Source organism: Staphylococcus parequorum (assembly GCF_039237145.1).
In the GTDB taxonomy this organism is placed as follows: domain Bacteria; phylum Bacillota; class Bacilli; order Staphylococcales; family Staphylococcaceae; genus Staphylococcus; species Staphylococcus equorum_A.
Window position 1 is genome coordinate 2,654,862 of the sequence record NZ_CP150682.1, and the last position, 12,051, is coordinate 2,666,912.

The following is a 12,051-nucleotide window of genomic DNA, read 5'->3' on the forward strand; positions in this document are numbered from 1 at the left end:
ACCCTTATTTCATGTTTATTACGCTATTATTTTTGTTTTTGTCAGAATATATCGTTTATTAATTTATTATTTTTTTCTGTGCCAACTAACAAAAAACTCCCTTCAAGTTAACGAAGGATTTCAGTTAACGTCTTGAAGAGAGCTCTAAAAATATATTCACATATACTATTTTCACTTTAATTTCTAGATGAAATACGAATTGTGTAATAAATAATAACAATTAATAGCAAGAACCAAATAACGATGGATCCAATTTGAGCAATTTCAGGACTGCTAATCATAGCGTCTATTGTTTTTTGACAAAGTAGTAAACCAATACCAGTAAATTCTAATCTTCTAAAATAAAGACCTGCAATACTAAATATAATACCTACAAAAAAGACGGCTTGATGCCCATATACTGTCACTGCTACGATGCCTAAATTCATATTAAACGCGTGTGCAATAATGAGAATAAAGGACACTCCTGCCACTACTAATCCTATTATTCTTTCGACTTTATTACTATAAAGATAATTTTTCCAATCAATACGCAAATATATAAAAATCGAAATTGGTAAGATAATTAAACAATAAAAGATAGACAATCCTGTTGCTGCTTGGAATGGCACAAATTGTTTATCATATAAATACGATAACAATATAAAATTAAGTATAAAAAACACAATAGGATTCAATTGTAATGTAAATAAATTACGTTGTATCGTCAAAATCACTTCAGCAGGTGATTTTTTTCTATATTCAATATAATCTTCATCTTTTTCTTCAGATTTCTGAAAATCTTTTTTCAATTTCACTTTAATATCATCTATTAAATTTGGAGAAAGACCTTTATGAGTGAAATAATCATTAATGTTTTCCACTAGTACTTTGTCGTTAACTCTCATGACAAGCTCCTTTAATAATATTTGAACTATAACTATTATAATTTAATTTATAATCTCATACTTACACTTATTTTAACAATAAAATAACCGACAAGTATATAGTTTCACACTTGCCGGTCAAATTATTCTTTTAAATGCTACAAGTAATACTTATTCACCAATATCTATACGATAAAGTTTGATGTTTTTATCACTTGGAGATGACGAACTGAATTGATATGAAGCTTCATCATCTTGCACATAACCAAAATTACCAGTTACGTTATTATAATGCTCACGTGCGACCGCATCTTTGCTGACTTCATTTTTAACTTCATCATAAGCTGGGCCATCAGTATCATTATAACTCATAGAAACACGAGTAATTTCGCCTTCATTTTTCTTACCGTCAGTAGTTACAATAAGTACACCATTCTCTTTTTTAAATTCATAATAATGTTCATTGTCATCAGGTCGATGAGAATAGACTGGTGTATTGTTATTTTTCAATACACTTTGAATAGACTCGCCTAGTGTTGCACCTTCTAATGTTGTATCTCCTTCTTGCAATGCCTTAACATTTTGGATAGAGTTACCTGAAGCCGCATCCACACTACCTGCACCAATTCCAGAAAACGCTAACCCTGAAACTAAAACTGCCGCAAATATTTTTTTCATAAGCACTCTCTCCTTCTATTTATAAGTTATTTTGTGCTCATCAACAGTGTACTATAAATATTACGTAATTAACAGGGATGTTACAAAAAGATTACATATTCATATCATTTCGTAATATAAATACAGGCTATACTATATTTTTGTTTTTTCATTTGTTTTAATAAAATCTCTTACAACGTCCAGGAATTTTTCTTTTTGTTCTATAAACGGATATAAACCTGATTTTTCGAACACTTCAAACGAAACATCTCCAATATAGTCGCCCACTTCTTTAGCTTCTACAACGGTTGTTCTTTCGCCATGCTGTCCAGCGATAATTAAAGTTGGTAAATGAATTTTTCCTAAATAATGCATAATATGATTATTGTTAAATGATTCCTTCACTGCCTGTAATTCAGCGTTCGTAGCAATTGCATTGGTATCGTCTACTTGTTTTAAAACTTTTTTAGCTGCGCGTTTTGAATAATATAAATGCTTGTCAAAAAACTTTTGTTGCGCTTCTTGTTCCCAATTACGTACTGTATCCGAATATTTGCGATACAAACGTTCTTCAGGTGTTATTTCGTTAAGTAGCGTTGGATTCACTAATGTCAGTGTCGTTGTCATCTCTGGATATTGAGCAACAAATGAGGCAGCAACTGAGCCGCCTAACTCATGACCAATTACTGCACATTCTGGAATATATAAATAATCTAATAACGCTTTAATATCTTCTGCATATGTTTTAAATTCAATATCATTTGGTTTATCTGAATAACCATGACCTCTTAAATCAATAAGCACAACTTGATGCGTTTTATTGAAAGCATTTTCAATCTCCTTGTATATAGATAAATTATCTAAGGCAGTGTGTATCATAACAATAGCATTGCCCTCACCACTTGTTCTGTAATTCAAAGCGACGCCATCTTTTGTTGTAAATAAATTCATTGATTATCTTCCTTTCTTCGCTATAGATAATATTGTTAATAATTCTTCAGTGCTCCTAATTGTAAAATCTATTTCTTCTGGTAATGGTTCTACTTCAACCTCATCATCTTCCTTAAACCAAACGCTGATCATTCCCATCGCTCTCGCAGGTGCAACATCATTCAATGGATCATCACCCACATACATCGTTTCTTCTGGTTTTGTCCCTAGTTGGGATAACATATCTTCAAATATCTTAGGATGTGGTTTACGGTAGCCTACTGTTTCAGATGTAGACAAATAATTAATCGCATCTTCTACACCTAAAGTATGCATTCGGAATTGTTTGATTTTCGACTTTCCATTTGCGATTACACCCGTGAGATAGCCATTACTTGTTAGCTTTTCAAGTGTATAAAGTGTGTCATAATAAGGAAATACATAACGATAAAAGTGCATTTCAAAATCATTAAATAGGTCTTTCCATGTTAAGCGATCAACGTGAAAATCTTTAATAATTGCTTTGTATAATTCTGGTTTATCATGATCTTCATCATCATCTAATTCTATAAATTTTTTCTTGAAATCTGCAAGTTGTATACGTACTAAATAGTCATGAAATCTTTCATACTGTTCTTCAATAAATTTTTCGCGAGATTTTTTTCGATCTAACAGTGTACCTTCTAAATCAAAGACGACCGCTTTTACTTGTGTTAAGTCCATCATCATTACCTCTTTAATTCAAACTTTTACTTTAATTCATGCTTAGCAGCATATATTCATCTATTTATACTTCACTATTCATACATACGTGGTTGTGTAATCATGATATAGAATAATACTGGAATACCCAGTAAAGCCAGTATAATACTTGCAGGTACTTGGAATGGTTCTAAAACAACACTGCCCAACCAATCTGAAAGCACCATAATTGTACCACCAATAATCATATTAAGTATCATTTGTTGTCCTAAATCATAATGTCCACTGTGTCGCCGTACAAGTTGGGGTATAACCATACCAATAAAGCCAATAACACCAACATAAGCAACGATTACTGCAGTTGAAATTGAAGCAATCAACAGCACGCTATATGTCATACTTTGAACATTTAAACCTAATGATTTGGCCCGTAAATCGCCAAGTTGTAATATTTTAATTTTAGAAATCATGCTTAATAAAATAATAACACCAATGAGTAACACTGTGCCAATGTATACCACTTCGTTATATTCAGCTGAAGAGAATCCACCAAACATATAATTGACAATATTATTCATTTTATTTTGATTAAATATAATGAGTATATATAGAAAGGCGTTAAATAAAGCACCTATCATAATACCTGATAATATCAATGTTCTAATCGGATAACCTCTCGACATCGCCATCGTTAGAGCAAGGACTAAAACCAATGTAATAATACTAAATGCAACTGAAAAGATCGGTAACCATATAAATGACATGCCTAAGACGACAGCCAAGCCTGACCCAAATGTTGCACCACTCGCTAATCCTAATGTGAAACTATCCGCTAATGGATTATTCAATAATGTTTGAAACATATGGCCAGCAAGTGTCAAGCCAATACCTGCAAGCAAAGCTTGTAGTGTTCTTGGTATTCTAACTTGAAAGAGAATCGTTTGAGTCAATGCGTCACTGATGTCACCAATACTCCATAATAAACTTAGCAATATGCTAGCAATGAGTACTGTTAGCCATATTATGATTGATTTATAGTACTTCATTTTTTTGCCACGCTTTCAATGAAATCTTTCAATTATTACAATACCATCTGTTTAGGCTTAACACTACACCTCTCCAAATAAACAACTGGAATTTCATAAGTACAAGATTGTACGACTATATGGATAATGCGCGGATACCTATTATTTGTAAATGGCTTCTTTCAAAGCTTTTAGTCCATCATCAATACGTGGCCCTGGACGTGAAATTTGATCGCCATTCACAGCTTCAACATGATTGTGTTGCACTGCTTTTATGTCACTGAATCCGCCACGATGGTTCAACGCTTTTTGGTATTCGGCTTTAGAGATACCCATTGTCGAAATCATAACATCTGGATTTTTCTTAATAATTGCTTCTTTACTTACTTTTTGCCAACCCTCTAAATTCGAAAAACTATTCGTTGCGTTTAATTGGTTCAACATATCATCAAAAAATGTGTGTTTACCTGCTGTATATATTTCTGGTTCGGAAGAGACTTCCATAAACACCTTTTGTGGTTTAGCATCTTTCGGTACTGATGCTTTCACTTCTTTAATATTTTGTTTTGTCTCTTTAATGAGCGCATTAGCCTCATCCTCTTTACCAGTCACCTTACCAATTTGATTAAAGGTATTATACATTTCGGTAAGTGATTGTGCATCTTTCACATAGACTACTTTAACGCCACTATCTTTAAGCGTATTTAATATGTCACCACTTGTTGTTTTCTGTGATTCATGCGCTAAAATTAAATCTGGTTTTGCTTTTAATAAGGATTCTTTATTTAATTTCATTGCATCAAACTGCTGCTTATCTTTAACTTCTTTCGGATAGTCATCCACAGTCGAGACACCCACGATATTATTTCCTAATCCTAATTCATACAATATCTCAGTATTACTCGGCATCAATGATATAATTCTGTCGTAAGAACGTTTGTCCGAATTCTGTGCTTTCTCTTTAGATTGCTCTTCGTTTGTCCCACAAGCTGCTAATAAAAATACTAAAACAATAAAAAGATAAAAAATTTTATAAGGTCTTTTCACGTCGTAATCTCCTAGTTCATACTTTTCTTTATCATATCAAAATTTAGCTCAATTTTAATTATCAATGCTAATTTTTTTCTATAAATTCACATTTGAGTGTAAAACCAATAAAATGGTTGAGGCTGAGACATGTATTTATGTCCCAGCCTCGTCTAGTTAAGCATTTGTGTCATATGTTATAAACAAATTCAACGGCATACAAATTTAATTTGAATTATCTTCTTTATTAACAAATATACGCATTGTTTGAATCAAATAGTGATGGAAATCATCGTTACGATTTTTGTTAATATTTTTTATAAATCGTTCATCTTGCTCATACGTAAGTGCCATATATTCAATAAATTGGTTATCACAATTAGTCACTTGCATCGATAAAATACGTTTAAATGCTTCTATATTGTCAGCTGCTTGATTAGGTGTGATGCCCTCATTTTGCAACTGGTTCATTTTATCAAAAAAACCTTCAAGTTGTGTTTTAATTTTGTCATTATTCGATTGCTGCTGATGTTTATGCTTTCGAGCGTTACTTTGTTCAAATGCTTTATAATAATTAGAATCTTTATATTTGTTGTATGCTTCACGCTCATACTGACTGGTTAAATCAAATCCACTGAAGTCTTCTATATCTAGCGCTTCATGACTATGATTTTTAAAATGTTCATCTAATTTCTCCAAAATACGATTGAATTGATTACGTTTATCTAAAACAATTTCATAACGTGTACCGAGTATTTTATTCTTTTCATTGATAGTGCCTTCAAAATATTGTTTTATTTCTTCTAATGTTAATTCTAGCGCTCTTAAAAATAAAATATGCTGCAGTTTCGTTAGATTTTCCATGTTATATGACCTATAGCCTTGCTCATAAACTTGATTGGGTATTAACAGACCTATTTCATGGTAGTAATGCAATGTGCGCGTACTTACACCAGTAATATGTGCGATGTCTTTCGGACTAAATTGTTGTTTCAATTATCTCGCCTCCTATAACGCAGTATGTAGTATTACGTTACGTGAAGGTCAACCACTTGTTTCATTTTCAAAATAAGCATCTAAAAATGTATATTTTGAGTTTATTTTACCGTTAAAATAATTTTTGCCAAAATTATCTAGCAATGCGTGGAATTCGTTAGCATCTTGATTTGAAAAGTCATCTGGTAATTTAATATGTCGCTTTAATTGTTCGTAGCTGTCAGTTTGCGTATATCCTAATTTTCGATATAGTCTTCTAGAATAACTGTCTGCTATAAACTCAACACCTCCAAAGATATATACGATGAGTACATCAGCTGTCTCACTACCAATACCTTTAATTTCTAACAACGTCTTTCTCAAGTCTTGTTTATAACGATGATTAATCTCCTGATAATCAAAATCGTGGTGATCCAACCAAGTTAATAAAGAGAGTATGGTTTGTGCCTTGTTTTTATAAAACCCACTCGACCTAATTAATACTTGTAACGCTTCTAACTTTAAATTCAAGATGTGCTGTGGTTCTAGATGTGTTGCTTGCTTTAAAGATTCAATTGCATATGCTGCATTTCGCCAATTCGTATTCTGAACGAGAATCGCGCCCAACATAACTTCTATTTTTGATTCTGCAGGCCACCAACCCTGAGGACCCATATGCTCATATAATAGTTGATATAACGTTTTTGTATCCAACATCATATATCCACCTCTCTTCAATTTTAAGTTTTGTAATTGCTCGTAGTTCATTTATAAAAAAAGAGCGAGCAACGATTTGTTATTGGATGAGTTGTTACACTATCTGATCCATACAAATCTATTACTCACTCTCGTTAATCAAATCTTATCACTTTAGACTTTTACTTACATAGATTCTGGTGCATTAACACCGACTAAATCTAATGCATTATGCATTGTGATTTTGACTGCATTAATAAGTGCGATTAACGCTGTTGTCTTTTCAACATCATCTGTTAATACTTTTTCCGCATTATAGAATTTATGGAAGTGAGAAGCTAACTCTTGAATATAATTCGTAATTCTATGAGGTGCTCTTTGAACTGCTGAGCTTTCAATCATTGTTTCGAATTCGGCTACTTTTTTCAATAAATCGATTGCTTTTGCATTTGTGATATATGAATAATCCGCTTCTTTTGAAGGTTTAATGCCTCTTTCTTCAGCTTGTTTCAAAATCGAACAAATACGTGCATGTGCATACTGTGCATAATACACTGGATTGTCTTGAGATTCTTGTTTCGCAAGTTCCATATCAAAGTCAAAATGTGTATCCGGACTACGCATTGTTAAGAAATAACGCGCAGCATCTACGCCAACTTCATCCATAATTTCACGTAACGTAATTGCATTACCTGTACGTTTACTCATTTTCACTTCTTGTCCATCTTGCATTAATCGAACCATTTGCATAATTTGGATTTCAAGGCGGTCATTTTCTACACCGAATGTTTCTAACGATGCTTTCAAACGGTTGATATAACCGTGATGGTCAGCGCCAAATAAGTTGATTAATACATCGTTGCCACGTTCAATTTTATCAAAATGATAAGCGATATCTGGCAAGAAGTACGTGTAGTTGCCGTCTTTCTTGATTAATACTCTATCTTTATCATCTTTGAAATCAGTCGTACGTAACCACGTTGCACCATCTTGTTCATACGTATAACCAAGTTCTGTCATTTTATCTAAAACTTTTTTAATTTCGCCTTTTTCGTATAAAGATGTTTCACTAAACCAACTGTCAAAGTGCGTATTGAAATCAGACAGGTCTGTTCTTAATTTTTCCATTTCATAATCGACACCGAGTTGTCTGAATGTTTTTATACGTTCGTCCTCTGAAAGGTCTTTTAACTCAGGTTGTTTATCAGCTAAATCTTTACCGATATTAATGATATCCTTGCCGTGGTATCCACCTTCTGGCATTTCAAAAGAATCATCACCAAGCGCTTCAAAATAACGTGCTTCAATGGAGCGCGCCAAATTCGTAATCTGATTACCAGCATCGTTGATATAGTATTCTCTTGTTACTTGATAGCCTGCTGCTTCTAAGATATTTGACAATGTATCTCCAACTGCTGCATTACGCGCATGTCCAATATGTAGATCACCTGTTGGATTTGCAGAAACATACTCTACTAAGATACTTTTACCATTAGCTTCTTCAGTATGGCCAAATTTGTCACCTTTATCCATTGCTTCAGAAATGATTGCAGTTAAGTACGAATTGTCTAAATAAAAATTAATAAATCCAGGTCCTGCGATAGCTACTTTTTCTACTTTAGCTTTTGTTGTATCTAAATTATCTACAATAGCTTGTGCGATTTCACGTGGATTACGTTTTGCTATTTTTGTTAAGACCATTGCAATATTTGTTGAATAGTCACCGTTACTTTTATCTTTAGGAATTTCTATTTTGATTTCTGGAATTTCAGTTGTATCAGCAAGTTGTGCTTGTTGAATACTGTTTTTAATTTCTTCAACCAACGTTTGTTTGACTTGATCAATTATGTTCATTATGGTGTCTCCTTATAAGTAATTTCATATTGATAAGATCCCATTTTCTCTTCATCTTGAATTAAATCATAATGTACTTTCAATTTGCCACCATCAGGCGTAACAAAATGTAAAATGGAATGTGTGCGTACTGTTAGTGGGATGCGTCCGCCACTAATTTCATATAAAGTAATCGTATCTTCACCTTCAACGAAATGAAGAATCATTTTAATTTCACCGTTGCGAATGATTTTGACACCTGACTCCTCAATTTTCACCGTCACATTTACAGTAACATCATTAATTTCTTCTTGATATCGGATAAATTCAGCATTGCGTTTTTGCCAAGATCCTTGTGTCTTTTGCGAAAATTTCTCTTTATTATCAAATTGTTTAACAATTTGTTTCGTCTGGATATTAACATTGTTTTCCAATGTGCGTTTCACCCTAATCTTTAAAATAATACAAACAATTATAGCATACTTGAAATAAGCAATACAGTTGCGAAAACAATTTTCAAAACGTTAATTTCATACTAACTGAAAATATAAAATTTCTTTTCACATGCCGAAGTCAGCAGTAATATAAAAATAGCTGATTAGATTTTACATGCAACACTTACAATTCAGTTGCTTTTACATAATAAAAACAGCCAGAATTCAAACAATTCGGCTGTCTACTTTATCTAAAACCAAAATGTCTTAGATGTTACTTACATTAAATTTACTTAGTGTCTAATGCGTCATGCAAAGCTTGTTCAGAATTATTCCACATCTCAATGTCATGTGCTTTCAGAAAATCTTTTAAAACTTGTTTGTTTTCTTCACCGATGTGTTCAATTTCTATTTGACGTTTCATAGATTTATCCATCATGTTGACATGTTCAGGCATGCTTTTATATCCTCTACGAATACTTTTGTTCACCATTAAATAACAGCCTGTAACACCTGCATAGTAGGGACCGTTTTCGCCTCGTTCAGTCGTAACCCAGCACAACCAATACTCTTTAGCATCTTCACCTTCAACGACTTCTTTTTCTTTTATCCACTTAACACCTTTTTCGACACTTGCGCGCGCATGCATACCACCAATATCAATAAAGGCTTCCTTATTTTGAACATCGATAAAGACAGGCGCTACGTTATCTAAACTGATTGAACCGATATTCGTACCTTTATGTCCATCTAGTGGGTCATTCTTAATGATGTTAAATTTAAAACCTTTGCTTTCAGCCACTAGCAAACACCTCCCATAAAATAAGTTTCATAATTACTTGTAATATCTAAGCTCTATTTTAAAACCACAATACGCCTCATGTATACTTAAATGGTTTTTAAAAGTTGTATTCAATACGATCATTCCATTGCCAACACTTTACTCGTATTGGTTAATCGCTAATTTAATTCATTCAAAATACTGATAATCGCATTGCTTATATTTTCATCTTCAATTTCAGTAATAAACTCTTTAGGATAATATAATTTATAATCCTCTCTGTTTATACCAGTAATACTATGAATGATTAATGACTGACTACTAATTTCACGTATTTTACCATTACGGCGCAATAAATGAATAGGTTGTCTATCTGATCCTGGTCTATCATAATCGTATGGTAAATCCGAGAACGATTCGCTTACAAAATAATAATTTGGATCTATACCTGCTTGTATAAACAAATCGGTTAATTCTGTAATTGTAATAATCGAACCGTCAAACGGCATGTATTTAAATAAGTCGCGATTAATAAAACGACGAGATAAATCACTTAGAATCTCATCATCTTCTTTCACCCATGCTTTCAAATAATACAATACCACCGCTTCATCTAAATCTACGTATTGTTCAATTGTCATGGATTCTTCAAAGAACGGTATGAAATCTGTAGGATGCATCTTAAATGTATAGCCTTCCTCATATAACTGCTTCGCACGTTTCAAACAATTATTTAATAATACTTCCCCACCTCGACTTACTGGGTGGAAATAAATTTGCCAATACATTTGGTAACGGCTCATAATAAAGTTTTCTACTGCGTGCATACCACTTTCTTTAATAAGCACTTCATCTTTAGACGGGCGCATTAATCTTAAAATACGTTCCATATCAAACTGACCGTAGGATACTCCTGTAAAATAAGCATCACGTTGTAAATAATCCATTCTATCTGCATCAATTTGTGACGAAATCATAGAAATCACTAATTTATTCTCATGCGTTTTATTAATTACATCTGCAACCTGTTGTGGAAAATCATTTGAGACACGTTTCAATACTTCATTTACTTCAGTTGGTCCTGTAATAATCGCTTGTGTAAATGCTTCATGATCCGTGTTAAATATTTTTTCAAAACTATGTGAAAATGGCCCATGCCCTAAATCATGTAACAATGCAGCACATAATGCTAACGGTCTGTCATCATTATTCCACGCTTCACGACCATCAAATGAATCATCAATCAATCTCCGTACAATTTCATATACACCGAGCGAATGCCCAAATCTACTATGTTCTGCCGTATGGAATGATAAATATAAAGTGCCTAATTGTTTAATACGACGTAAGCGTTGAAATTCTTTCGTCTTGATTAAATCCCAAACCACTTGATCTCTGACATGAATGTACCTATGAATCGGGTCTTTAAAAACTTTTTCTTCAGGTAACTTTTGTGTAGCATAAGTTGTAAATGTCAATGTAGTCCTCCTGTTCATACCCTATACTTTGCAGATTATTTTAATGGCTTACGTAACAACGCTAAGTCCATTGCTTCACCGTACATTACATGTGTGTATGAGCGTACTTTTTCAAAACCTTTTTGTTGATAGAATGTCATAGCCTCATCATTTTTATTATCTACTTCTAAATAAACTTCATTATAATCATCTTTAAAATAGCGAATGCCTTCAGACAATAGATTAGAACCATAACCATGGTGTTGCCATGATGGACTCACATAATGTGCAGACAAGAATAATTCAGTACCATAAATAAATATAGCGAAACCAATAATATTTTCGTCTTCTTCAACTACTAAAAACAATTGATCTTCTAAACGTTTAAGTAAATGTTGTTCATTATATGAAGCAGCCAATAATTCATTTACTGTCTTAGCTGCGTAAATATTTAAATACGTATTATACCACGCTTTTGTTGCTACATCTCTGATGCTGACAACATCTTCTGCAGTTGCTTTTCTTACTTTATGCATGTTGCTCTCCCCCTATTTAGATAGGTAATAATAGCTACATTATAACATAATTTTAGTATTCAAAATACTTTATCTATCTAGATTAAAAATAGTTTGAACAACATAAATCATTTGCTCAAACTATCTTTTATAT

The 12,051-nt window shown here is 32.8% G+C and carries 13 protein-coding genes; all 13 read right to left on the reverse strand.

Annotation, left to right across the window (positions count from 1 at the left end):
- Window positions 1-176 precede the first annotated feature (176 nt).
- The 13 genes from AAA453_RS13090 to AAA453_RS13150 all read right to left on the reverse strand — a co-directional run bounded on the left by AAA453_RS13090 (window position 177) and on the right by AAA453_RS13150 (window position 11,918).
- Window positions 177-887 carry a hypothetical protein gene (locus AAA453_RS13090; protein WP_069815151.1) on the reverse strand — a complete coding sequence of 237 codons (711 nt, stop codon included), beginning with the start codon at window positions 885-887 and terminating at the stop codon, window positions 177-179.
- Between the two features lie 150 nt (window positions 888-1,037).
- A complete protein-coding gene (locus AAA453_RS13095) occupies window positions 1,038-1,544 on the reverse strand; it encodes an SA0570 family protein (RefSeq protein WP_069815149.1) in 507 nt (168 codons plus the stop codon).
- A 132-nt stretch (window positions 1,545-1,676) separates the two neighbouring features.
- Entirely contained in the window at window positions 1,677-2,474 is a 798-nt protein-coding gene (locus AAA453_RS13100; RefSeq protein ID WP_427705339.1) for an alpha/beta fold hydrolase, read from the reverse strand.
- A 3-nt stretch (window positions 2,475-2,477) separates the two neighbouring features.
- Window positions 2,478-3,176, reverse strand: coding sequence for an HAD family hydrolase (locus AAA453_RS13105; RefSeq protein ID WP_069832626.1), 699 nt, complete (start codon window positions 3,174-3,176; stop codon window positions 2,478-2,480).
- A 74-nt stretch (window positions 3,177-3,250) separates the two neighbouring features.
- Window positions 3,251-4,201 carry a FecCD family ABC transporter permease gene (locus AAA453_RS13110; protein WP_427705342.1) on the reverse strand — a complete coding sequence of 317 codons (951 nt, stop codon included), beginning with the start codon at window positions 4,199-4,201 and terminating at the stop codon, window positions 3,251-3,253.
- 141 nt (window positions 4,202-4,342) lie between these two features.
- Window positions 4,343-5,227: an ABC transporter substrate-binding protein gene (locus AAA453_RS13115; protein WP_069832624.1), complete on the reverse strand. Its 885-nt coding sequence runs from the start codon at window positions 5,225-5,227 to the stop codon at window positions 4,343-4,345.
- A gap of 204 nt (window positions 5,228-5,431) precedes the next feature.
- Window positions 5,432-6,202, reverse strand: a complete 771-nt coding sequence (locus tag AAA453_RS13120; RefSeq protein WP_427705345.1) for a MerR family transcriptional regulator — start codon at window positions 6,200-6,202, stop codon at window positions 5,432-5,434.
- Window positions 6,203-6,250: 48 nt separating this feature from the next.
- Window positions 6,251-6,898 (reverse strand): endonuclease III domain-containing protein, encoded by a 648-nt coding sequence (locus tag AAA453_RS13125; RefSeq protein ID WP_427705347.1) that lies wholly within the window; start codon window positions 6,896-6,898, stop codon window positions 6,251-6,253.
- Between the two features lie 165 nt (window positions 6,899-7,063).
- Window positions 7,064-8,731 (reverse strand): arginine--tRNA ligase, encoded by a 1,668-nt coding sequence (argS, locus tag AAA453_RS13130; protein ID WP_069815136.1) that lies wholly within the window; start codon window positions 8,729-8,731, stop codon window positions 7,064-7,066.
- Window positions 8,731-9,144, reverse strand: coding sequence for a DUF1934 domain-containing protein (locus tag AAA453_RS13135; RefSeq protein WP_069832620.1), 414 nt, complete (start codon window positions 9,142-9,144; stop codon window positions 8,731-8,733). Before AAA453_RS13135 ends, argS begins: the two co-directional genes overlap by 1 nt.
- A gap of 289 nt (window positions 9,145-9,433) precedes the next feature.
- Window positions 9,434-9,946, reverse strand: coding sequence for a YwhD family protein (locus AAA453_RS13140; RefSeq protein WP_069815133.1), 513 nt, complete (start codon window positions 9,944-9,946; stop codon window positions 9,434-9,436).
- 158 nt (window positions 9,947-10,104) lie between these two features.
- Entirely contained in the window at window positions 10,105-11,421 is a 1,317-nt protein-coding gene (locus AAA453_RS13145) for an HD domain-containing protein (RefSeq protein ID WP_176721520.1), read from the reverse strand.
- Between the two features lie 17 nt (window positions 11,422-11,438).
- Window positions 11,439-11,918: a GNAT family N-acetyltransferase gene (locus tag AAA453_RS13150; RefSeq protein WP_069815129.1), complete on the reverse strand. Its 480-nt coding sequence runs from the start codon at window positions 11,916-11,918 to the stop codon at window positions 11,439-11,441.
- Window positions 11,919-12,051 lie beyond the last annotated feature (133 nt).